Source organism: Thermomonospora sp. CIF 1, from assembly GCF_001896795.1.
Lineage (GTDB): Bacteria > Actinomycetota > Actinomycetes > Streptosporangiales > Streptosporangiaceae > Thermomonospora > Thermomonospora curvata.
In genome coordinates, this window is record NZ_MOYN02000006.1 from 81,476 (window position 1) to 102,030 (window position 20,555).

Annotated in this window: 20 protein-coding genes and 1 pseudogene; 10 read left to right on the forward strand and 11 right to left on the reverse strand. The window is 71.3% G+C overall.

Going from position 1 to position 20,555, the window contains the following annotated elements:
* Positions 1–23 precede the first annotated feature (23 nt).
* Positions 24–929 (forward strand): LLM class F420-dependent oxidoreductase, encoded by a 906-nt coding sequence (locus BUE48_RS02520; protein ID WP_286988656.1) that lies wholly within the window; start codon positions 24–26, stop codon positions 927–929.
* Between the two features lie 58 nt (positions 930–987).
* On the opposite strand, the pseudogene erm reads toward BUE48_RS02520, so the two are convergent.
* Positions 988–1,791, reverse strand: a pseudogene (gene erm / locus BUE48_RS02525) (ErmE/ErmH/ErmO/ErmR family 23S rRNA (adenine(2058)-N(6))-methyltransferase); the annotation flags it as partial.
* A 785-nt stretch (positions 1,792–2,576) separates the two neighbouring features.
* Here erm and BUE48_RS02530 point away from each other — a divergent pair.
* Positions 2,577–3,440, forward strand: a complete 864-nt coding sequence (locus tag BUE48_RS02530) for a L,D-transpeptidase (RefSeq protein ID WP_012850890.1) — start codon at positions 2,577–2,579, stop codon at positions 3,438–3,440.
* A gap of 75 nt (positions 3,441–3,515) precedes the next feature.
* Positions 3,516–4,181: a choice-of-anchor P family protein gene (locus BUE48_RS02535; protein WP_012850891.1), complete on the forward strand. Its 666-nt coding sequence runs from the start codon at positions 3,516–3,518 to the stop codon at positions 4,179–4,181.
* A gap of 76 nt (positions 4,182–4,257) precedes the next feature.
* On the opposite strand, the gene BUE48_RS02540 is transcribed toward BUE48_RS02535, so the two are convergent.
* From BUE48_RS02540 to BUE48_RS02585, 10 genes are all read right to left on the reverse strand, one after another.
* A complete protein-coding gene (locus BUE48_RS02540; RefSeq protein ID WP_012850892.1) occupies positions 4,258–4,935 on the reverse strand; it encodes a TetR/AcrR family transcriptional regulator in 678 nt (225 codons plus the stop codon).
* A 292-nt stretch (positions 4,936–5,227) separates the two neighbouring features.
* Positions 5,228–6,100 carry a hypothetical protein gene (locus BUE48_RS02545; protein ID WP_012850893.1) on the reverse strand — a complete coding sequence of 291 codons (873 nt, stop codon included), beginning with the start codon at positions 6,098–6,100 and terminating at the stop codon, positions 5,228–5,230.
* Between the two features lie 16 nt (positions 6,101–6,116).
* The gene (locus BUE48_RS02550) at positions 6,117–7,409 is read right to left on the reverse strand and encodes an MlaD family protein (protein WP_286988658.1); all 1,293 of its coding nucleotides are present in this window, start codon (positions 7,407–7,409) and stop codon (positions 6,117–6,119) included.
* Positions 7,406–8,428, reverse strand: a complete 1,023-nt coding sequence (locus BUE48_RS02555) for an MCE family protein (RefSeq protein ID WP_012850895.1) — start codon at positions 8,426–8,428, stop codon at positions 7,406–7,408. The genes BUE48_RS02550 and BUE48_RS02555 overlap by 4 nt, the downstream gene beginning before the upstream one ends.
* The gene (locus tag BUE48_RS02560) at positions 8,425–9,453 is read right to left on the reverse strand and encodes an MCE family protein (protein ID WP_012850896.1); all 1,029 of its coding nucleotides are present in this window, start codon (positions 9,451–9,453) and stop codon (positions 8,425–8,427) included. The genes BUE48_RS02555 and BUE48_RS02560 overlap by 4 nt, the downstream gene beginning before the upstream one ends.
* Positions 9,450–10,487 carry an MlaD family protein gene (locus tag BUE48_RS02565; protein ID WP_286988661.1) on the reverse strand — a complete coding sequence of 346 codons (1,038 nt, stop codon included), beginning with the start codon at positions 10,485–10,487 and terminating at the stop codon, positions 9,450–9,452. Before BUE48_RS02565 ends, BUE48_RS02560 begins: the two co-directional genes overlap by 4 nt.
* Positions 10,487–11,554, reverse strand: a complete 1,068-nt coding sequence (locus BUE48_RS02570) for an MCE family protein (RefSeq protein WP_286988663.1) — start codon at positions 11,552–11,554, stop codon at positions 10,487–10,489. The genes BUE48_RS02565 and BUE48_RS02570 overlap by 1 nt, the downstream gene beginning before the upstream one ends.
* A gap of 1 nt (position 11,555) precedes the next feature.
* A complete protein-coding gene (locus BUE48_RS02575) occupies positions 11,556–12,569 on the reverse strand; it encodes an MCE family protein (protein ID WP_286988665.1) in 1,014 nt (337 codons plus the stop codon).
* A complete protein-coding gene (locus BUE48_RS02580) occupies positions 12,566–13,432 on the reverse strand; it encodes an ABC transporter permease (protein ID WP_012850900.1) in 867 nt (288 codons plus the stop codon). The genes BUE48_RS02575 and BUE48_RS02580 overlap by 4 nt, the downstream gene beginning before the upstream one ends.
* Positions 13,429–14,217 carry an MlaE family ABC transporter permease gene (locus tag BUE48_RS02585; protein WP_012850901.1) on the reverse strand — a complete coding sequence of 263 codons (789 nt, stop codon included), beginning with the start codon at positions 14,215–14,217 and terminating at the stop codon, positions 13,429–13,431. The genes BUE48_RS02580 and BUE48_RS02585 overlap by 4 nt, the downstream gene beginning before the upstream one ends.
* Before the next feature lie 528 nt (positions 14,218–14,745).
* Here BUE48_RS02585 and BUE48_RS02590 point away from each other — a divergent pair.
* From BUE48_RS02590 to BUE48_RS02620, 7 genes are all read left to right on the forward strand, one after another.
* Complete coding sequence (locus BUE48_RS02590) at positions 14,746–14,949, forward strand: cold-shock protein (protein ID WP_012850902.1); 204 nt, start codon at positions 14,746–14,748, stop codon at positions 14,947–14,949.
* Between the two features lie 168 nt (positions 14,950–15,117).
* Positions 15,118–16,806 (forward strand): DEAD/DEAH box helicase, encoded by a 1,689-nt coding sequence (locus BUE48_RS02595; protein ID WP_012850903.1) that lies wholly within the window; start codon positions 15,118–15,120, stop codon positions 16,804–16,806.
* A gap of 136 nt (positions 16,807–16,942) precedes the next feature.
* Positions 16,943–17,371: a hypothetical protein gene (locus BUE48_RS02600; RefSeq protein ID WP_012850904.1), complete on the forward strand. Its 429-nt coding sequence runs from the start codon at positions 16,943–16,945 to the stop codon at positions 17,369–17,371.
* 11 nt (positions 17,372–17,382) lie between these two features.
* On the forward strand, positions 17,383–18,411 hold the full coding sequence (locus BUE48_RS02605) for a ferritin family protein (protein ID WP_012850905.1): 1,029 nt from the start codon (positions 17,383–17,385) through the stop codon (positions 18,409–18,411).
* Positions 18,408–18,713 (forward strand): MmoB/DmpM family protein, encoded by a 306-nt coding sequence (locus BUE48_RS02610; protein ID WP_012850906.1) that lies wholly within the window; start codon positions 18,408–18,410, stop codon positions 18,711–18,713. The genes BUE48_RS02605 and BUE48_RS02610 overlap by 4 nt, the downstream gene beginning before the upstream one ends.
* Positions 18,714–18,718: 5 nt before the next feature.
* Positions 18,719–20,227 carry a YHS domain-containing protein gene (locus BUE48_RS02615; protein WP_012850907.1) on the forward strand — a complete coding sequence of 503 codons (1,509 nt, stop codon included), beginning with the start codon at positions 18,719–18,721 and terminating at the stop codon, positions 20,225–20,227.
* 3 nt (positions 20,228–20,230) lie between these two features.
* Positions 20,231–20,554 (forward strand): phenol hydroxylase subunit P4, encoded by a 324-nt coding sequence (locus BUE48_RS02620; RefSeq protein ID WP_012850908.1) that lies wholly within the window; start codon positions 20,231–20,233, stop codon positions 20,552–20,554.
* The last annotated feature ends 1 nt before the right edge of the window (position 20,555 follow it).

Below are 20,555 nucleotides of genomic sequence, written 5' to 3' on the forward strand. Positions count from 1 at the left end.
ACCGCGATCACAGGGAGGCGGCTTTGCGTATCGGAATCGTGTTGAACGAACCCAGCGGCCCGGACGCCCTGCACAGGCTCCGCGACGAGCTGCGGCGGGCGGCCGACGACGGCTTCGCCTCGGCGTGGGTGACGCAGATCTTCGGCGTGGACGCGCTGACCGCGCTGGCGGTGGCCGGCAGCCAGGTCCCCGGGATCGAGGTGGGCACCTCGGTGGTGCCCACCTACCCGCGTCACCCGGCGGTGCTCGCCCAGCAGGCGCTGACCGCGGCGCTGGCCCTGGACGGGCGGCTCACCCTCGGCATCGGCCTGTCCCACCAGGTCGTGATCGAGGCCATGTACGGCCTGGACTACTCCCGCCCGCTCAAGCACATGAGCGAGTACCTGTCGGTCCTGCTGCCGCTGCTGGACGGCGAACCGGCCCAGTTCACCGGGGAGACCCTGGCGGGGAACATCACGCTGTCCACCCCCCGCACCGGCCGGGTCCCGGTGGTGGTGGCCGCGCTCGGCCCCCGCATGCTCAAGCTGGCGGGCAGCCGCACCGACGGCACCGTGACCTGGATGACCGGCCCGGTCACCCTGCGGGACCACATCGTGCCGACCATCACCGCCGCCGCGCAGGAGGCCGGGCGTCCCGCGCCCCGGGTGGTCGCCATCCTGCCGGTGTGCGTCACCGACGACGTCGACGCCGCCCGGCAGCGCGCCGCCAAGGTCTACCAGGTGTACGGCACCCTGCCGTCCTATCGGGCCATGCTCGAGCGCGAGGGCGTGGCCGCCCCCGAGGACGTGGCCATCATCGGCGACGAGGACACCGTCGGCGCCCGCATCCGGGCCCTGGCCGACTACGGCGTCACCGACTTCGTCGCCGGCGACTTCTCCAAGGGCAAGGACAGCGAGCGCACCAGGGCGCTGCTGACCTCCCTGCTGTAAGCCCTTGCCGCAGGCCGTCCCCGGGAGCCGCCGGGGACGGCCTGCGGCCCGGCCCGCGCAGCGCCTTGAACAGCCGCACCCACTGGTCGGGGTGCACGTAGGCCACCACGGTGTCCCGGCCGAGCCCGGCCGCCTCGAACGCGGCGTCCACCCGGGAACGCGGGTAGGCGCCGCGCAGCGAGGCGTGCAGGGTTCCGCCGCGGCCGCCGAAGCCGATCTCCACGCACCGCCGGTAGCCCGCCGGCAGGCCGGGCGGCAGCAGCGGACGCTCCCGCCGCTCGATGCGCAAGATCGCCGAGTCCACCCGCGGGACGGGGCGGAAGGCGCGCCGGTCGATGCGCCCGGCCAGCCGCCAGGTGAACACCGGCCAGGTCAGCACGGTCAGCCGGCTCCAGCGCCGGTACCCGCCGGTGCGTTTGAGCGCGTACTCCAGCTGGGTGATCAAGGTGGCCGAGGCCAGGGACGGCGCGGCCAGCGCCCAGTCCATGATGCGGGAGGTCGCCGCATAGGGGATGCTGCCCGTCAGGTGGAACGGCCGGGCGGGCGGCCGGGCGCTCAGGAAATCACCCGGCACGCACCGCACGTTGCCGAGGGGACGGCAGGCCGCGTGCAGCCGTCCGGCCAGGACGGGATCGATCTCATAGGCGATGACGGCCCCGGCGTGTGCGGCGAGCGCCCGGGTGATGCGTCCATCGCCCGCTCCCACCTCCACGACCAGCGCCCCGCCGGGCAGATCACGGGTGACGACCCGGACGTAGCGGCCGATGGCGGCCGGGTCGGCCAGGAAGTTCTGCGAAAGGCTGCGGCGGGTCCAGTCCCGCCCGGTGCGCGCGCTTGTTCTGCTGCCTCTCCTGCGTTGCACGATCGCTGTCCTTCGCTGCCGGCACGGGCCGGCGACGGGGACGGACGGCGCACAGGGGTGGAGACGTCCGAACCGTCCGTCCACGGCGGTCAAGGGCGGCTGAAGCCCTCAGGCCCGCGCAGAAGCGACGGCACGCGAAAGAACGCAGCGAAAACGGCGACTTTCCCGGATATTTCACGGGTGCCCGGGAAGCCGTCCCTCACTCAGGTGGCGAGAAGAACCGTCGCGGTCGGCGATTCAGCGGCCGTGCGGGCCTGAGGCCGGCCTCGTGCGCAGCCGGCGAAACGCCGGCGCGCAGGCGGCCGGTGCGGCCGCACCGCCGGGAGGGGCAGCGCAGGTGTGCATGTCTGCCGACCCTAGAGCCTGCTCCGCCTGCGGGCCAACTGATTTTTCGCCCAGAATTGAAGCCTTTTTTGACCGGTGGCCTCAAAAGCCGCCGAGTGCCATATCGTCCCAGGTCACGGTGCCGATCCCGGCTGGGGAGAATCCGTCCCGGCTTCGGCGGCGGTGGGGTGAAAGCACCTGATGTTGCAGCAGGTTGCAAGTCCCGCTGCCACTTCGGGCAAATCCTCGCTTCCGTTTCCTGCCGGTCATCTGCGGCAAACGGCGATTGCGCAGGTCGCCGGCGTGCTCGGGGAGCGGCGGCGGAAAGTTTTCCCTTTCGTAATTCGGCTTCCCTGTGCAATGCGGCGGTCACTCATGGTAGACATCTGACTCCAGTGTGATTAACCGATCGCACTGGGTGATCAAATCTGCCGTCGGGAAGTCCCGGCTTGGAGTTTCTCGTGACCGAACGTTCCAGACGGCCGCGCCCGGCTGCGGTGCGGCCGAAGCGGCACGTCCGCCGATGGCGTGCCGTGCGGGCGGGGGCCGCCGCCCTGGCGGCCGTCACCGTGCTCGCGACCGGCGGCTGCGGGAGCGGCGGCGGAAGCGGCGGTGGAAGCGGCGGCGAGCAGCGGCCGCAGGCCGAGCCGAGCGTCGCCGTGGACCTTGCGAAGCTGCCGCGGGCCACGACGTTCACCACGTTGCGCGGGCTGCCGCAGGATCCGGCCCCGTCCGCGGCGACCGACGGCACGGTGGTGCGGCCGAACGCCGCGCTTCCGGTGTCGGCACAGCCGGGCGGGCCGCCGGTGGCGGCGCTGCCCGACCGGCAGCTGGACGGTCCCACCTGGGTTCCCGTGGTGGAGACCAGGGGCGAGTGGCTGCGGGTGCTGCTGCCCAGCCGCCCCAACGGGGTGACCGGATGGATCCGGCGGGACGAGAGCGCGCTGACCGTCGCGCACACCCCCTACCTGGTCACAGTGGACCGGCAGGAACGCCGGCTGACCCTGCTGCGCTCCGGCCGGCAGGTCGGCAGCTGGACGGTGGCGGTGGGCGCCGACGAGACGCCCACCCCGGCCGGCCGCACGTTCCTGCTGGCCCTGCTCAAACCGTCCCACGCCACCTACGGCCCGCTGGTCATTCCGGTCGGGGCGCACTCGCAGACCCTGGAGACCTTCGGGGGAGGGCCCGGCACGGTCGCCTTCCACGGCTGGCGCGATGCGTCGGTCTTCGGCAAGGCCGTCACCCACGGCTGCATCCGGGTGCCCGACGAGGCGCTGGACCGGCTGTCGAAGGTCCCGCTGGGCACTCCCGTCCTCGTCACCTGAAGGACCCGTCCACAGACCCCGCTCTCAACCTGATTCCGGGTACGACCGCCCATCTTTCAAGGAGGCAAAGTGCGTATGTCATCTGCGGCCAGGTCGGCCGTCATCACCGGGGTACTCGCGGCACCGCTGATCGTCGCGGCGGCACCGATCTCGTATGCCGACCCGGGCGGCCACGGCTCGGCTTACGGCCTGACCGCCGACGGTCTGGTGAACCTGCCGGCCACCCCGTCGGTGTCCTCGTCCGGCAACGGGCCCACCCGCCAGAGCGTCACCCGGCTGCCCGACAACCCCTTGGTGGACGCCTCGGCGCTGGAGACCTCGGCGCGGGGCCGGCACGGGCACGCCCGGGTCTCCGACCTGGAGGTCGCCAAGGCCCTGCTGCGGGCCGAGACGGTCAGCGCCAGGTGCCACGCCGGCAAGGGCTCGTCCTACCTGGGCAACGCCCGCATCGCCGGCCGGCCGCTGGCGGTCAGCCCGCCGCCCAACAGCACCCTGCGAGTGCCGATCAAGGGGGTCGGGGACGCCTCGCTCATCCTCAACCGCCAGGAGCGCACCGCCAACGGCGGGGTGACCGTCACGGCCATGCAGCTCAACCTGCCCGGCGTGCACGGCAAGGGGCAGCAGCTCAACGTCGCCTCGGTGACGTGCGAGCCCAAGCCCGCCAAGCCGCAGCCCAAGCCGGCCAAGCCCGAGGCGCCCAAGCCCACCCCGGTGCCGCGGGACCTGCCGGTCACCGGTTGAGCTGACCGAATCGGGGGCCTCGACGTCCTCCCTCGTACGCAGGCGGGGGAGGACGTCGGGTTTTTCCGGCCCGCCGTCACACCGAGGACGGGGAGGCCTCGGCGGCGGCCGGCCGGTCCGCCTCGGCCACCAGGCGGGGGATGAGGTGCTCGGTGAGGTGCAGGATGGTCTGCTCCAGCAGCATGTGCACCTGGGCGCGGGTCAGCCGGCCGTACTTGAGCCACTCGCGGCTGGTGTCCATGGCCATCCCGGCGAACCCCCGCAGCGCCGACAGCACCTCCGGGTGCTCGGCGGCCAGCGGGGTCAGCCCGACGATCTCGGTGACGCGGGCGACCGCCCGGTCGCGGGCCTCGTCCAGGATCCGGCCCAGCTCGCGGTCACCGCCGGAGGCCATCATGTCCAGCGCGGTGATCCACGTCCCCCGGTTGCGTTCCAGCAGCTCCAGCCAGGCGTCCAGGGCCTGGGCGACGCGGTCGCGCACGGTGGCGCCCGCCACGAACGCCGGCACCGGCGGCGGGGGCACGCTCAGCATCTGCCGCACGGCCGCCAGGTACAGCCCCCGCTTGGTGCCGAAGTAGTGGTTGAGCAGGCCGCGGCTGACCCCGGCGGCGTCGGCTATCTGGGCGCTGGAGACCGCCTCATAGGGGTGCTTGCTGAACAGTTCCCGGGCACACCGCAGAATCTGGTCGCGCCGCTCGTCCGGCTCCTTGCGCACCCTGCGCGCCCGGCCGCCGTCGGCGGTGGCTTTGCTCATCACAACTCCCCGAACGTGGAGGCCTCCACTGGCATGTGAGGGAAAGGACGCGGCATGAGGCCGCATGGAAGGCCGTGTCGGCGATGATCTTCGGTGACCGGGACCGGGCCGCCGGGAGGCGTGGTCTGTGGAGGCCGTGCAAGACCCGTCCTTGGGTTCGTCCCGTCAAACGGGAGGTTCCGGCCCGCGCGGACCGGAACCCCTCGGCTTCGGTCGTGGGAAAAAGTCAAAGCGTCCCCGTCATTGTCGGCGCTTCGCCCGGTGACCTGTCGACTCGCCGACCATACCCCGGTCACTGGCGGGGGGAGGCGGACGGTTCCGCTGCCCGGGACCGGTCGCCCTTGCCGGAGTCCTTTCCGCCGCCGGTGTCGGTCATCTGCTCGTCCAGCGCCCCGATGGACGACACGTCGGTGATCATCCACTCGCCCTTCTGCAGCACCAGGTCCATCTCCAGGTACGAGCCCACCACCCGGCGGGTGCCGGCCGAGCTGCGCACCTCCGAGTCCAGGACCACGATGGCCTTGGCGGTGGTGTCGGACAGCTCGCTGACGTAGACGTCGCTGACCGTGGCGGTGGCGTCGGCCTTCAGCTGGGTGATGACGCCCTCCAGGCCGCCGGTGAAGGCCACGTCGTAGGTCTTGGCGAAGTCCGCCGAGGCCATGGACATCACCTTCTCCCGGGCCGCCTTCAGGTCGTTGTGGCGGTAGCTGAGCAGCGCCACCCCGAACTGCCCGGCCCGCTCCCGGACCTGCCGGCGGGCCTCCTGCTCGGCGGCCAGCGTCTCCGCCCGGTGCCACTGCAGCCCCGCCGTGACGGTGGAGGCCACCAGCGCCACCGCCACCGCCGCCTTGAGCAGCATCCCGGCGGTGGGCCTGCGCCGCTTCCCGCCGCCGTCTGCGGCCCGCTTGGCCTGGACGGTCTTGACGGCGGGTTCGGCGTCGTCGGGCCCGGTGGCCTCGGGCGAGGCGGCGTCCGCGGCGGCGGAGCCGTCCTTGCCGGTGGACGGCGGCTTGCTCTGCCCGGCGCTCTCCTCGGCGGCGGGTTCGGCGGGGGTCTGCTCCGCGGCGTCCCCGGCGGGCCGCGCGGAGGCGGGCGCCGTGTCGTCGCCGAGCCAGGAGATCGACGGGTTCGGCTCCTGCTGCGGCGTGTCGGTCTTGGTGGTCATGAGCTCTCCCGAGGGTTCAGCGACCCGGCCGGCGGCGGATCACGGTACGCAGGAAACGGGCGGCGACCATGATGAGGATGAGCGCCGCCACCAGCGGAGGCAACAGGTGCGCGGTGCGCGCCGGCGGGGAGGGCTCGGCGCCCTGCTCCCCGGCGGTCTTGCGCAGCGCGGTGGCGCCCTGCTCGCTCAAGGAGCCGCCGGCGGTGCCCGCCTTGCCGCCGGCGGCGAAGGCCCCGGCCTGCCGGGAGGAGGCGCCGGGGGTGGCCGGGCAGACGTTCAGCGGCTCGGCCTTGGGCTTGGGGCGGGGCTTGGCGAACTCGGCGGCCTGGTCGGGACCGGCGATGGTGAGCACCGGCATGATCCTGGCCCACCGGGCGCCGCTTTCGACGACGGTGATGTCCGACACCAGCGCCCGCAGGGTCGGGACCATCGTCAGCACGTGGTGGATCTTGGTCTCGTTGGCCGGGGTGAACAAGGGCTCGCTGGGGGCGCCCGCCGCGGTCAGCAGGCAGCCCAGTCCCGGCCGGGCCTCTTCCAGCAGCCGGTGGACCTGCGTCAGGAAGTCGGGTCCCTCATCCAGCACCGTCTCCAGGTCCCGGCGGGAGCGGCGGATCTGGGTGGACACCAGCGCCAGGTCGTGCACTCCCGAGGCGATCTGGGAGCGGCGGCCGGCCAGTGTGCCGGTGAGCCGGGTGACCTGCGCCGACAGCGCGTCCAGCGTGCCGGCCTCACCGGCCAGCGCGCCGGTGAGGCGGTGGGTGTCGGCGATGGCGTCGCGCAGCGAGTCCTGGCGGCCCTCCAGCCCGGTGGCCAGCTCGTGGACCAGGGTCTGCGCATCGCGCGGGTCCACCGCCTTGAGGGTGTCGCCGAGCGTGCCGAACAGCTTCTGGTAATCGGCGGTGCCCGTGGTGCGGCTCAGCGGGATGTGGTCCCCGGCCCGCAGCGGGCGGGGCTCGGCCGACGAGGGCGGCGGCGCGGTCAGCTCGATGTGGGGCTCACCGATGGCCGACTTGCGCATCACCCGCGCGCCCACCGTGGACGGCACCCGCGCGTCCCGGTCCAGATCGATGCGGACGTGCACGCTGCCGGGCTTGAGACGCACCTCGCCGATCTTGCCGACCCGCACGCCCAGGTGGGTGACCTCCAGGTCGGGGCTCAGCCCGGGGGAGGAGTCGAACTCGGCGGTGACGGGCACCGGACGGCGCAGCGCGTCGATGTCGATGATGCTGGTGACCGCCCAGATCGCCAGCACCACGCCCAGCGCGGCGAAGAAGACCAGGTTGATGACGATACGGCGCTGGTGGTTCATGACCGCGGCTCCAGCAGGTCGCGCAGCGGGCCGCCGGAGTCGGCGCGGCCCTGGGAGGCGGAGGCGCCGCCGGCCGGCGGCAGGAAGCCCTTCAGCCAGACCATGACCAGCGCCTGCCCGCTGTAGGAGACCGAGGGGCCCTTCAGCAGCTTCAATATCGACAGGGTCAGCGCCTTGAGCTGCTCGCGGCCGCGGACGGCGGCGTCGATCAGTTCCTCGGCGCGCCGCAGCACCGCTTCCAGGCGCTTGCCGTGCCGCAGGTGGACGTTGTCATTGATCGACCGGGCCAGTTTGAGCAGTTCCTGCACCGACCGTTTGAGCTGGGCGCGTTCGTTCTTCAGCCGCTGGGTGGCCAGCTGCAGGTTGCCGGGCAGCTTGTCGAGCCGGTCGCGCCCGCCCTCCAGGGTGCCGCCCAGCTCGGCCAGCGCGTCCAGCGCCCGCGCCAGGTCGGCGTTGGCGGCGGCGTAGCTGTCGGTGACCTGGGCGGCCTTCTTGATCAGCGTGTTGAGCTGCTTGCCCTTGCCGGAGACGGCGGTGGCGCCCTCGGAGGTGATGGTCTGCAGGTTCTGCCCGCTGATGGCGGCCAGCAGCGGTCCCACCCGTTCGGTGATCTGCTCCAGGTCCGGCTGCACCGAGGTGGCCGACAGGTGGGCGCCGTCCGGCAGGAACGGGCCGGTGCTCAGGTCCCGTCCGGGCGGCGGGTCCAGCCGCACGTAGTTCTCGCCCAGCAGGGAGGTGCGGGAGATGGTGGCGGTGGTGCCGGTGGGGATGCGCCGGCCCTTCTCCAGCGACATGGTGACCAGGGCCCGGTAACCGCTCAGCTCGATCTTGGTGACGGTGCCGACCTTCACGTCGGAGATCTGCACGCTGTGCCCGGTGGTCAGGGTCTGCACGTCCTCGAACGTCGCACTCAGCGTCATGCCGCCCTTGGGGGCGCCGGCGGTCTGCACCGAGCAGCCGGTGCCTCCTGCGGCCAGCGTCACGGCCAGGGCGGTGGCGACGGCGGCGGAACGTCTCATGGCCCTTCCCCCTCGGTGCAGTTGCCCAGCTGCTTGTCCGGCAGGCAGGGGACGGTGCCCCAGCCCAGCGCGTCGAACAGGGGCTGCAGCCAGACCCGGACGGTGCCGTGCACCACGACGCGGACGGTGGCCACGTGGCGTTCCCTGTCCCAGGCCTGGACCGCCACGTCGGTGAACTCGGCGAGCGCCTCGATGGTCTGGTTGAGCGTCCCGGCGTTGGCCTTGAGGGTCATGATGATGTTGGACATGTCGGCGACCGTGCCGGGCAGCGTCTCCCGCAAGGACGTGATCAGCACGTCGCTCTTGCGGATGGCCTGGGCCAGCCCCACGATGAAACGCTGCAGTTCGGCCCGCTCCTCGGCGAGCTGGCGGCTGGTGGCCGAGAACGAGTCGATCAGCTCGGTGAGCCGCTTTTCCCGCTCGTTCAACGTGGTGGCCAGCGACCGCAGCTCCCGGGCCAGCTTGACCAGCCGCTCGTCCTGGGCGGCCAGGTCGGAGGTGAGCGTGGCGGTCGCCTGCAGCGCCCGGTTGATGTCCCCGCCCTTGCCGCGCAGGCCGTCGGCGCCACTGGCGATGGAATCTCCCAGGCTCTTGGGGTCGATGGAGTCGCCCAGCTTGCCGAAGGCGTCCAGCGCGTCGTCGATCTCCACCGGCAGCTCGGTGCGCTCGATGGGGATGACCGTGCCCGGCCGGGCCTTGGGCTCGCCCTTCTTCCAGGCCGGGTGGAGCTGGATGAAGCGTTCGCCCAGGGCGTTGGCCGACATGATGGTGGCGTGGACGCCGGCGGGCAGCGGCACCTCCTCGTCGATGTCCAGCTCGACCCGCACCCGGCCGCCTTCGTGCCGGATGTCGGTGATGGTGCCGGCGGGGATGCCCATCACCTTGACCTGCGACCGCTCATACAGCGAGGGGGCCTTGCTGAAGTAGACGGTCACCCGGTAGGTGCCGCCGCCGTCGATCACCGAGCACCCGCCGGTGGCGGCGGCCATGGTCAGCGCGGCCAGCGCCGCGATCACTCGTCTCATCGGGTGCCTCCCTGCTGCCGGGGCAGCCGGCGGGCCAGGTCGCCCAGGTCCTTGGGGGAGATCGGGCCGAGCCCGGTGGCCAGCAGCTCGATCCACGGGCCCTTGCCGCCGGCGGCGGCCAGCCCGCCGAGGGTGGGCCCGGCCCAGGCCAGCAGCTCGTTGAGCTCGTCGTTGGCGGGCCGCAGGCCCGCCAGCGTGACCTGCAGGTCCTCCATGATCTGGGTGAGCTTGGCCTGCTGCCGGTCGATCAGCGTGGTCATGGCGTTGACGGTGGCGTTGCCGCCGCCCAGGAAGGCCGACAGCTCGGCGCGGCGCAGCCGCAGCTCCTCCAGCAGCGCCCGCACGTTGTTCATCAGCGCGATGAGCTGCTGCTCCTTGGTGCGGGCCAGGTGCACCAGGCGTTCGCCGTTGTCCAGCAGCTCGCGGATGCGGGGACTGCTTTCGTTGACGGTCTCGGCCAGCTCGGTCAGGTTGGTCAGCGCCCGTGACAGCCGGTCGCGGTCGCGTTCGCCGATGCCGCCCAGCTCCTCGACGATGGTGCGGATGCTCTTGGTGTCCAGCTTGTTGATCGCCTCGGTGGAGCTTTTGAGCATGTCGTTGACGGTGTGGGGCACCGAGGTCCGCTCGATGGGGATGCGCCGCCGCTCCTCGGGCAGGTCGGCCATGCGCCTGGGACCCACCGGGCCCGACAGGCGCAGGTACCGGCCGCCCAGCACGTTGGAGACCTTGATCTCGGCGCGGGTGCCCACCCCCAGGTCCACGTCGGAGTCGACCTTCCAGGTCACGATCACCCGGCCGTTGTCATAGTCGGGTTTGACCTCGGTGACCTCGCCGACGTCCACCCCGGCGACCCGCACCTGGTCGCCGGCGCGCAGCCCGCCGCTGTCGGCGAACACCCCCGACATGGTGTACCGGCGCAGCAGCAGGCCCTCGGTGCCGATCAGGTACACCGACACCACCAGGGCGATGAGGGTGCCGGCGGACACCAGCCCGACGGCGATCCGGTTGCGGTCGCGGAAGGATTTCAGCGCCATCAGTCGCCTCCTCCGACCATCAGCCGCTGCAGCTTCGGCAAGGTGTCGACCTTGCCCACGCCCTCGCGCGGGCCGGGCAGCCGGGTGGGGTAGGGGCAGGGAGGCGCCACCAGCGTCAGGCAGGGAATGGCGACCTCCAGGTACTCGCCGTTGTCGGCGGCCGCGAAGATGCGCTCCAGCTTCGGCTTGGTCAGCTCCATGACCTGCTGGACGCTGCGGTAGTTGCGGCGCACGCCCGAGGAGAAGACCGCCAGCTTGGCGATGACCTGCTCCAGCTGCGCGGTGTTGCGGGCCAGCACCGCATCGGAGGTGCGCGCCATGGCGGCCAGCTCCACCAGCGTGTCGTCGATCAGCTTGCGGTTGTCGGTGAACGCCTCGCTGAGGGTGACCAGGTCGTCCACGACGGAGGCGATCTGCTTGTCGCGGCGGGCGATGATCTCGCTGACGGTGGCGTAGTCGTCGATCATCTGCTTGAGCGACTCGCGCCGCCGGCTCAGCGTGGCCGACAGCAGCTCGATGTCGCCGATCAGCCGGTCGATGTCGGCGGCGTTGCCGTCCACCGCCTGGGCCAGCGAGACCAGCAGTCGGTTGACCTGCTCGCCGCTCAGGCTTTCGGTGAGCGGGACGAGCTGGTTGACCAGCTCCCCGCCGTCCACCACCGACTTGGTGCGGCTGATGTGCGCCCCGGGCCGCATCATGGTCGTGCTGCTGCCGGGGATCAGGTACACCACCCGCTGGCCCATGGCGTCCCGCCAGCGGATCGCCGCGGTGCTGTCGGCGGGGATCTTGACCGAGTCCCGCACGGTCATCTTCACCCGGGCCTTGCCGTCGACGACCTTCACTTCGTCGACCCGGCCCACCGGGGCGCCGGCGATCTTCACCTGGTCGCCCCGGGCCAGCCCGCTGGCGTCGTCGAAGGTGGCGCTCAGCGACCAGCCGCCCGACAGGCTCACCTTGGCGATCTGGGCGCCGATGAACGCGGTGAGCAGCCCGGTCACCGCCACATAGACGACCAGTTTGATTAGCAGCGTGGAACGTCCGCGGATCTGGGAGGGAACGTCGGCCATCTCACCGTCCTCCCCGGCCGCACAGCCCGATGATCAGCTCACACGGGCTGCCGGGCAGCCAGCCGTGCGCGTTCAGGTAGTTCTTGCCGCCCACCCCGGGCACGCTGGTCAGCTCGCCGTAGGCGGGCAGGATCTGGTTGGCGGCGCGCACCCCGTCGCCGAGCAGGCCGAGCTGGGAGTACAGGATCGCCACCGCCCGCTCGCCGGAGCGGAACCCCTCGCCGAGCTGCCCGCTGCGCCGGTCGAACCCGCCCGCGGCCAGCGCCGACACCTGCGACAGCCCGTCGGCGAAGCGGCCCACCCGGTCCTCCCCGCCGGCGGCGGTCTCGCTGATCAGGGTGTTGGCGTCGGAGACGATGGTCAGCAGGTCGCCGCCGGAGGCGGCCGCGGTCTCGGCCAGGTCGGCGCCGTCGGCCAGGAAGCGGCGGGCGTTGGCGCGGTTGCGGTGGGCCACGTTCAGCAGCACGCCGGTGGAGTCGATGGTCTGGCGCAGTTTGCGGCCCTGCCCGTCCAGGCCCTGGGCGAGGGTGTTGATGATGGTGGCGACCTCGTCGGGGTCCACCGCGGCCAGCGTGGCGCCTGCGTCCCCCAGCAGGTCCGACAGGTCGCGCGGGTCGGCGGTGCGGGTGATGGTGGCGCCGGAGGCCAGGAACGGCCCGCTGTGTTCGTGCGGTCCGGGCTTGAGGTTGACGAATTTGGGCCCGAACACCGAGGTGGGCTCGATGGCGGCGGTGACCGTGTCGGGCACCCGCACCTTGCGGTCGATGTGCATGGTGACCCGGACCCGGCCGGCGGCGGTCAGCTCGACCTTGGTGACCTTCCCGACGTCCATGCCGCGGATCTTCACCGGGGCGTTGTCGCCGAGCCCCTGCCCGGCCCGTCCGAACTCGGCCACCAGGCGCGTCCCCGGGTCGGCGAAGGGCCGGGCCAGTAGTACGTGCAGCAGCGCCGCGGCGGTGGCGAGGGTGATCGCGGTGATCACCAGTTTGCGGCGCAGCGACATCTCGCCGTTCATCCGGTCAACCTCACCGTCTCGCCGTTGCCCCAGAACAGGTAGGACAGCAGCAGGTTCAAGGTGACGATCACGATGATCGACAGCCGGATGGCCCGCCCCGTGGCCCGGCCCACGCCCGCCGGCCCGCCGGTGGCGTAGTAGCCGTAGTAGCAGTGGATGGCGATCACCGCGAAGGCGAACACCGCCACCTTGATGGAGCTGTAGACCAGGTCGATCATCGGCAGGTACAGCTGGAAGTAGTAGTCGTAGACGCCCGGCGCCAGGCCGAAGAACTGGGTGGTGATCAGCCGGGTGGAAAAGAAGCTGGCGAACAGCGCGATCAGGTACAGCGGCACCAGCGCGATCAGCGCCGCCAGCACCCGGGTGCACACCAGGTAGGTGAAGGAGCTGATGCCCATCACCTCCAGGGCGTCGATCTCCTCGGAGATGCGCATGGCGCCCAGCTCGGCGGTGAAGGCCGAGCCGCACTGGGCGGCCAGCGCCACCGCGGCGATCACCGGGGTGATCTCGCGGACGTTGGCGAACGAGCCGACCAGCCCCATGAACGACTCGGCGCCGATGGAGCGCAGCCCGGTGTAGCCCTGCAGCCCGATCTCGGTGCCGACGAAGAACGACATGGTGAAGATCACGAAGACCATGCCGCCGCCGACCACGGTGGCCCCGGCGCCCACCACCACGTCGCTGACCTGACGGGCGACGACCTTGCCGTATTTGCGGCGCCAGATCAGGTCGACGGCGATGTGGACGATCACCCGGAGGATGAACACCGGCCAGCCGGCCAGGTCCGCCGTCCGGTGCACCGCGGTGCTCGCCATCCGCGCACCGCCGCGCACGGCGCGGGTGGGGGTGATGATTCCGCTCATCCGATCTTCGGGGGGTAGGCGATGAAGTAGACCGTGGTGATCACGTAGTTGAGGGCGAACACCAGCAGGAAGGCCACCACGATGGCCTGGTTGACCGCCCGGCCCACTCCCACGGGGGTGGAGGCGCAGTTCATGCCCATGTAGCAGGCCACGATCCCGGCGATCATGCCGAACAGCCAGGCCTTGAGCAGGGTGACCACCAGGTCGGAGGTCTGCAGCAGCGAGGTGGCGCCGTCGAAGTAGGCGCCGGGGGTGACGTCCTGCAGCAGCACGTTGAACACGAACCCGCCGGCCGCGCCCGACAGCACCACCAGCGACACCAGCAGGGTGGAGATCAGGCTGGCGGCCCACAGCCGCGGGGTGACCAGCCGGTGGATCGGGTTGATCGCCATGACCTCCATGGCGTCCAGCTCGTCGCGGATGCGGCGGGTGCCCATGTCGGCGGTCATCGCCGAGCCGCCGGCCCCCGCGATGATCATCGCCGCCGCGATCGGGGCGACCTCCCGGACCAGGCCCACGATCACCGCGCCGCCGGTGGCCGACTGGGCGCCCAGCTGCGCGGCGACCTGGCCGACCTGCAGCGCCACGGTGGCGCCCAGCGGCAGCGCCACCAAGATCACCGGGATGCTGGTGACCCGGGCCAGGAACCAGCACTGCTCGACGAATTCCCAGAACCAGGTCCGCACGTCCCAGGTGCGCCGCAGCCCTTCCAGGGCGACCACGAACAGCTCGCCGACCTGGTTGAGCAGCCCGTGGATCCGTACCGGGACCTGTGCCATGACCATCGCGTTCACCCCCTCCATGCCCTCGGGACGCCGCGGCGTCCGGCGCGGAGTTCAGCGGGGGTGATCACGGCCACGGCGCTGTGCGGGCACCCCCGTCCCACGTGTCCTGGATCACCCTAGAGACTTATTGGCGATCTGCCAATACTTATCGACAGATCGCCAAAAGGGTTACGGGTGCCCAGGGTGCGCACGAACGGGATGAAGAGAGCGAAGCGGGGAGGGCCGGGCTCTCCACGTGGTAAGTAAGAAGGTACTTCGTCGGGTGGAGCTCCGGGAGAGGGCGCGTGCAACGAGTTGATCGCAACACGCTCACCGCGCCCGATCGAGGCCGTGGGAATATCCACGGCTCCCCGGACGCTGTAGCCTGTGGTTGCAGTCGAAGTTTGCGAACGTGTAAGCGCCGCAGGGTTTGACGAGCGGGCGCTTCGCCGTTCGGGGGCCGATCAAGTCCTTCGATGGTGTGCGGCCGTAGGCCAAACCGGCACGTCCGTGCCGGTCCACAAGATCATCCACGAAGGAGACACCCGAATGGCTCAGGGAACCGTGAAGTGGTTCAACCCCGACAAGGGGTTCGGCTTCATCTCCCCCGATGACGGCTCCGCCGACATCTTCGTCCACCACTCGGCCATCCAGATGCGCGGCTTCCGCACCCTGGTGGAGGAACAGCGCGTCGAGTACACCGCCGTGCAGGGCCCCAAGGGGCTGCAGGCCGACGTGGTCCGCGCGCTCTGAGACGAGTCCGGCACCTTTGCGGCGCTCGCGGTCACCGAAGCGGCGCAGGCCGGAGAAAATGTGACATGCCTGCGAGGCAGGTCCGCACGCCGGGCCTGCCTCGCGGCTTTTCCCCCGAGCAGGTGGGAAGCGGCGCCTTGGCGGATGCGAGGCTGGACGAGGAGTTCAATGACCATCACGACGACCGGCGAGACCACCGGTTTCGCCGATCTGCAGTTGCGGCCCGAGCTGCTGACGGCGCTGGCGGGCCTGGGATACGAAGAGCCCACCCCCATCCAGCGCGAGGCGATCCCGCACCTGCTGGCCGGGCGCGACCTGCTCGGCCAGGCCGCCACCGGCACCGGCAAGACGGCCGCCTTCGCACTGCCGATCCTGCACCGCACCCCCCGGCCCGCTGACGAACCCGACCCCGGCGCGCTGGTCCTCGTCCCCACCCGCGAGCTGGCCGTGCAGGTCGCCGACGCCTTCCACCGCTACGGACGCGAAATGGGCGTGCGGGTGCTGCCGGTCTACGGCGGCGCCCCCATCGGACGGCAGATCCAGGTGCTCAAGCGCGGCGTGGACGTGGTGGTCGCCACCCCCGGACGGGCCCTGGACCTCATCGACCGCGACGTGCTGCGCCTGGCGCGGCTGCGCACCGTGGTGCTGGACGAGGCCGACGAGATGCTCGACATGGGCTTCGCCGAGGACATCGAGGCCATCCTCGCCCAGACCCCGCCCCAGCGGCAGACGGTGCTGTTCTCGGCCACCGTCCCGCCCCGCATCGACGGCATCGCCCGCCGCCACCTGCGCGAGCCCGTCCGCATCGAGATAGCGCGCCCCGAACGCGAGGTCGGCCGGCCCCCGCTGGTGCGCCAGCGCGCCTACGTGGTGGACCGCGCCCACAAGCCCGCCGCCCTCGGCCGGCTGCTGGACGTGGAGGCCCCCACCGCCGCCATCGTCTTCTGCCGCACCCGCGACCAGGTCGATGAGCTGACCGAGATGCTCAACGGCCGCGGCTACCGCGCCGAGGCCCTGCACGGCGGGATGAGCCAGGACCAGCGCGACCGGGTCATGGGCCGGCTGCGCGCCGGGACCGCCGAACTGCTCATCGCCACCGACGTGGCCGCCCGCGGCATCGACGTCGAACACCTGACCCACGTGGTCAACTACCACGTCCCCTCCGACCCGGACTCCTACGTGCACCGCATCGGCCGGGTCGGCCGGGCCGGACGCGAGGGCGTGGCCTTCACGCTGGCCGAGCCCCGCGAGCACCGCATGCTCAAGTCGATCGAACGCGCCACCGGCCACAAGATCACCATCGAGAAGATCCCCACCGTCGCCGACCTGCGCGCCCGCCGCCTGGAACTGACCCGCGCCGCGCTGCGCGAGAGCCTGCTGACCGACGACCTGGAGCCCTACCGGGTCGTGGTGGAGACCCTCAGCGACGAGTTCGACGTCATGGAAGTCGCCATGGCCGCCGTCAAGCTGGCCCAGGAAGCCGGCGGCGCGGCCGGCGACGAGGAGGAGATCCCCGAGGTCGCCCACCGCCCGCCCCGGGAGGGCCGCGACGGCGGCCCGCGCCGCGAGCGGCGCGCGGCGGGCCCGCCGCCGGAGGGCATGACCCGGCTGTTTCTGGGCGTCGGCCGGCGCGCCGGGGTCCGCCCGCAGGACCTGGTCGGCGCGATCGCCGGCGAGTCCAGCCTGCGCGGCCGCGACATCGGCGCCATCGAGATCGCCGACCGCTTCTCCCTGGTGGAGGTCCCCGAGCACGCCGCCGACGAGGTCATCGACGCGCTGCGCCGCACCACCATCAAGGGCCGCAAGACCATCGTCCGCCGCGAACGGCAGAACCCAGGTCAGCGCAGGCCCCGGTAGCGGGGTTCTCCCCGCGGGCCGCCCGGCGGCCCGCGGGGCCATGCTCCCGGCGGCGTTCCGATACCTTCGCGCCGCCGGTGTTCCGCAGTGAGGAACGGTTGCGGACACGGCCGAACCTGGACGTGATCGTGTTCACATGACGCCGTTCATGGTCGCGGTCGCGCAGACGTGCCAGGCCCCCGACGAGGCCGGCCGTCCCCGCACCGTACCCAGTGAGCCCCGCTCCGTCAGCGTGGGAACCGAACGTCAGGTCGCCGTGCGCTCCCTGGCCGAGCAACTGGTCTGCGAGGCCAACGCCGTGCTGGCCGACTTCGGCGAGCACATCGTCCTGGAGGACGACACCGGCGCCGGAGTCCTGGGGTTCGTGCTGAGCATCCGGGATCGCCGGGCGCAGGTGCGCACCACTTATGCCGACGGGGTCGCACGGGCCCGGCTGCACTGGTCCGTCCCCGGAGAGGCCGAGCAGGCCGGCCCGGCCATCGAGCTGGCCGGGCCCGATGACGTCGCAGACCTCATCCTGCGCCTGCTGGCGGGCGTGGCCGGACCGGACGCGCGCCACCCCTAAGGAGGTATCGAGTGCAGTACGAACTGCGGACCCAGGTGATCGAACCGGTCCGAGCGACCTACACCCCTCTGGTGGAGCGACGCGGCGACCGGCCCGCCTCCCGCTACGAGGAGGGCACGGTCGATCTGCAGGCGACCGAGCACTTCCACTACCGGCCGCTGTGGGACCCCGCCCACGAGCTGTACGACCCGGGCTACTCGGTGCTCAAGCTCACCGACCCCTACTCCTTCGCCGACCCCCGGCAGTACTACTACGCGCCCTACGTCACCGCCCGGGCCCAGATGTTCGACGCCTTCAGCCGCACCCTCGACTACATCGACGACCACGGGCTGTTCGGCCGGATGGCGCAGGAGTGGCGGGACCTGATGATCGCGGCGCTGCTGCCGATACGGCACTACGAGGGCGGGGCCCAGCTGATCTCCGCCGAGGGCGCCCGCTTCGCCTACGGCACCAGCGTGGAGCAGTGCCTGTCGTACGCCGCCTTCGACCGGATCGGCAACGCCCAGATGCTCAGCCGCGTCGGGCTGGCGCTCGGCGAGGGGGACACCGGCCCGCTGACCGAGGCCCGCCAAAGCTGGCTGGAGCGGGCCGAGCTGCAGCCGCTGCGCCGCTACGTGGAAGAGCTGCTGGTGGAGCGGGACTGGGCGGTCAGCGCGTTCGCCCTGGACCTGGCCGACCGGCTGCTGTACCCGCTGCTGTACCGGCACCTGGACAACGCCGCACTGGCCGCCGGGCAGAGCGCGCTGAGCCTGGTGGCCCAGCACCTGCACGCCTGGTTCACCGATCACCGCAAGTGGGTGGACGCCCTGGTGGCCGCCTGGACCGGCGACAGCGAACACGGCGCCGCCAACACCGAGGCGCTGGCCGCCATCGTCCGTCGCCGCCTGCCGCAGGCGGTGTCGGCCGTGGCGAACCTGGCCGCCGCCGCCGACGCGGCCGTCGACACCGGCGCCCGGGCCGCCGCCGAGGAACAGGCCGAGCGGCTGCGCGCGGACCTGGCCGCCGCCGGCATCCCCACCCAGCACAAGGAGCAGGCATGACCGGCACCGCCCCCGCCACCGGACGGCCCCGCACCGTGGGGGTCGACCTGCAGCAAAACAACGAGGAGACCCGCTACGTCGTCGAGGCGATCGCAAAGGACAACCCCGACGCCACCATCCGGCACCTGCCGGGCCTGATCAAGATCCAGACCCCCGGGACGCTGGTGATCCGCAGAGAGACGGTCGAGGAGCTGCTCGGCCGGCCCTGGGAGACCCACGAGTTCCAGCTGTCGATCGTCTCCTACTACGGCCATGTGGACGAGTGGGACGACGACCAGATCGTCATCAAGTGGAGCCACTGAGGACCATGGCGAAACGACTTCCGCTCAAGCAGCGCTATGCGGCGCTGACCCGCGACGTGCACTGGGAGCCCACCTACGTCCCCGCCGAGGAGGTCTTCCCCTACACCCGGTTCGAGGGCATCAAGATCCACGACTGGTCGCAGTGGGAGGACCCGTTCCGCCTCACCGTGGACGCCTACCACAAGTACCAGGCGGAAAAGGACCGGCGGCTGTATGCGGTGCTGGACGGCTTCGCCCAGAGCCAGGGCCACCTGAGCCTGTCGGACGCCCGCTACCTGAACTCGATGAAGCTCTTCCTGCAGGGCGTGACCCCGCTGGAGTACCAGGCGCACCGGCACTTCGCCTTCCTGGCCCGCTACCTGGACGGGGCAGGTCCCCGGTTCGCCGCCCTGTGCCAGAGCATCGACGAGCTGCGGCACGCGCAGACCCAGATCCACACGCTGTCGGGCTACAACCGGTACTACTCCGGTTTCCACAGCTTCGCCAAGATGCACGACCGGGTCTGGTACCTGTCGGTGCCCAAGTCGTTCTTTGACGACGCGCTGTCGGCCGGCCCGTTCGAATTCCTCATCGCGATCTCCTTCAGCTTCGAGTACCTGCTGACCAACCTGCTGTTCGTGCCGTTCATGAGCGGCGCCAGCTTCAACGGCGACCTGCCCTCGATGACCTTCGGCTTCTCGGCGCAAAGCGATGAGAGCCGGCACATGACGCTGGGCCTGGAGGCCATCAAGTTCCTGCTGGAGCAGGACGAGGGCAACGTGCCGATCATCCAGGACTGGATCGACAAGTGGTTCTGGCGGGGGTACCGGCTGGCCTCGCTGGTCGCCGCGATGATGGACTACATGCTCCCCCGGAAGGTGATGAGCTGGAAGGAGGCCTTCGAGCTCTACTTCGAGGAGCAGATGCTCGGCGGGCTCTTCCCCGACCTGGCCTACTACGGGATCCAGCCGCCCCGGCACGTCGGGCAGGCCGTGGAGGAAAAGGAGCTCATCTCCCACCAGGTCTACTGGGTGCTCTACCAGTTCTCCTTCGCCGCCGCCTTCACCACCACCGTGCCCGAGCCGGAAGAGATGCGGTGGCTGTCGGAGCAGTACCCCAAGACCTTCGACCGCTACTACGCCCCGCTGTGGGAGCGGGCCCGCAAGATCCAGCAGGAGGGCGGCCGGTTCTTCTTCCAGGGTCTGCCGCAACTGTGCCAGGTGTGCCAGATCCCGATGACCTTCACCGAGCCGGGCGACCCGACCCGCATCTGCCAGCGGCACAGCATCTACCGCGGGGAGCGCTTCGACTTCTGCTCCGACGGCTGCAAGTGGATCTTCGACCGGGAGCCGGAGAAGTACGTGCAGGCCTGGCTGCCGGTGCACCAGATCCACCAGGGCAACTGCGGGGGCCCCACCGTGCCGGAGGTGCTGGAGTGGTACGGCATCACCGACGGTGACAACGGCGAGTACCTCGGCTCCCGGGACCACGACAACTGGCTGCGGTGGCACGCCACTGCCGGAGCGAAGGGCTGACAGATGCCGGTACGCGCGATCACCGAGGACTACGACTTCCCCTCCCGTTCCCGGGCCGAGCTGTACGGCGACGACCAGCTCGTCCACGTGCTGTGGCGCGGCAACATGATGTTCTGCTCCGCCGCCTGCTTCCGCGCCCCCAAGGCGATGACCTGGGGAGACTTCCTCACCCAGATGGTGGACCCGTGGGCGTCCTCCGACCCGGACTACCTCCCCGGCTCCCCGCGCAAGTGGGTGCTGGACGGGCGCGAGTTCACCCCCGAGGCCGACCGGACGCTGGCCGAACTCGGCGTGGGGCATAAGAGCCTGCTCGAGTTCGAGGTCTGAG

What these genes read in the sequence shown, in the direction of transcription:
- BUE48_RS02535 (WP_012850891.1), top strand. Translation starts at nt 3,516, where the DNA reads ATGTCATCTGCGGCCAGGTCGGCCGTCATCACCGGGGTACTCGCGGCA.
- BUE48_RS02540 (WP_012850892.1), bottom strand. Translation starts at nt 4,935, where the DNA reads ATGAGCAAAGCCACCGCCGACGGCGGCCGGGCGCGCAGGGTGCGCAAG.
- BUE48_RS02545 (WP_012850893.1), bottom strand. Translation starts at nt 6,100, where the DNA reads ATGACCACCAAGACCGACACGCCGCAGCAGGAGCCGAACCCGTCGATC.
- BUE48_RS02550 (WP_286988658.1), bottom strand. Translation starts at nt 7,409, where the DNA reads ATGAACCACCAGCGCCGTATCGTCATCAACCTGGTCTTCTTCGCCGCG.
- BUE48_RS02555 (WP_012850895.1), bottom strand. Translation starts at nt 8,428, where the DNA reads ATGAGACGTTCCGCCGCCGTCGCCACCGCCCTGGCCGTGACGCTGGCC.
- BUE48_RS02560 (WP_012850896.1), bottom strand. Translation starts at nt 9,453, where the DNA reads ATGAGACGAGTGATCGCGGCGCTGGCCGCGCTGACCATGGCCGCCGCC.
- BUE48_RS02565 (WP_286988661.1), bottom strand. Translation starts at nt 10,487, where the DNA reads ATGGCGCTGAAATCCTTCCGCGACCGCAACCGGATCGCCGTCGGGCTG.
- BUE48_RS02570 (WP_286988663.1), bottom strand. Translation starts at nt 11,554, where the DNA reads ATGGCCGACGTTCCCTCCCAGATCCGCGGACGTTCCACGCTGCTAATC.
- BUE48_RS02575 (WP_286988665.1), bottom strand. Translation starts at nt 12,569, where the DNA reads ATGAACGGCGAGATGTCGCTGCGCCGCAAACTGGTGATCACCGCGATC.
- BUE48_RS02580 (WP_012850900.1), bottom strand. Translation starts at nt 13,432, where the DNA reads ATGAGCGGAATCATCACCCCCACCCGCGCCGTGCGCGGCGGTGCGCGG.
- BUE48_RS02585 (WP_012850901.1), bottom strand. Translation starts at nt 14,217, where the DNA reads ATGGTCATGGCACAGGTCCCGGTACGGATCCACGGGCTGCTCAACCAG.
- BUE48_RS02590 (WP_012850902.1), top strand. Translation starts at nt 14,746, where the DNA reads ATGGCTCAGGGAACCGTGAAGTGGTTCAACCCCGACAAGGGGTTCGGC.
- BUE48_RS02595 (WP_012850903.1), top strand. Translation starts at nt 15,118, where the DNA reads ATGACCATCACGACGACCGGCGAGACCACCGGTTTCGCCGATCTGCAG.
- BUE48_RS02600 (WP_012850904.1), top strand. Translation starts at nt 16,943, where the DNA reads ATGACGCCGTTCATGGTCGCGGTCGCGCAGACGTGCCAGGCCCCCGAC.
- BUE48_RS02610 (WP_012850906.1), top strand. Translation starts at nt 18,408, where the DNA reads ATGACCGGCACCGCCCCCGCCACCGGACGGCCCCGCACCGTGGGGGTC.
- BUE48_RS02615 (WP_012850907.1), top strand. Translation starts at nt 18,719, where the DNA reads ATGGCGAAACGACTTCCGCTCAAGCAGCGCTATGCGGCGCTGACCCGC.
- BUE48_RS02620 (WP_012850908.1), top strand. Translation starts at nt 20,231, where the DNA reads ATGCCGGTACGCGCGATCACCGAGGACTACGACTTCCCCTCCCGTTCC.